At 47.5% G+C, this 297-nt stretch carries 1 protein-coding gene; it reads right to left on the bottom strand.

Annotation, left to right across the window (positions count from 1 at the left end):
- Positions 1-297: IS30 family transposase (locus tag H5975_RS08485; protein ID WP_204785645.1), on the bottom strand; the 297-nt coding region annotated here is incomplete at both ends.

Raw genomic sequence — 297 nt, 5'->3', positions numbered from 1 at the left:
GGTTCTCATTACTACCGCGTTCATGTGGTGAATAAGCATGGGCAAAATAAACCGGAGTACCAGTTTGCCGTTCAATTGTCTGATAGTTAGCGAACTCTTTACCATGATCCACGGTCAGCGTCTTGAGCTTGTCTTGAAGTTGACTAGCTAGTTCAAGTACGGCTTGAGTCATGGACTGACTGTCGCGGCCATGGAGCCGTTTAACAATTGTCAGGCGACTCTTACGCTCCACAAAAGTAGCCACAGCTTGACCTTTACGTTTGCCAGAAAGTACGGTATCAGCTTCAAAGTGGCCGA

Origin of the sequence: Limosilactobacillus coleohominis (genome assembly GCF_016901675.1) — a bacterium.
Classification (GTDB): Bacteria; Bacillota; Bacilli; order Lactobacillales; family Lactobacillaceae; genus Limosilactobacillus; species Limosilactobacillus intestinavium.
The sequence above is the reverse complement of the archived record's forward strand: the minus strand, read 5'-3'. Positions and strand labels throughout refer to the sequence as shown.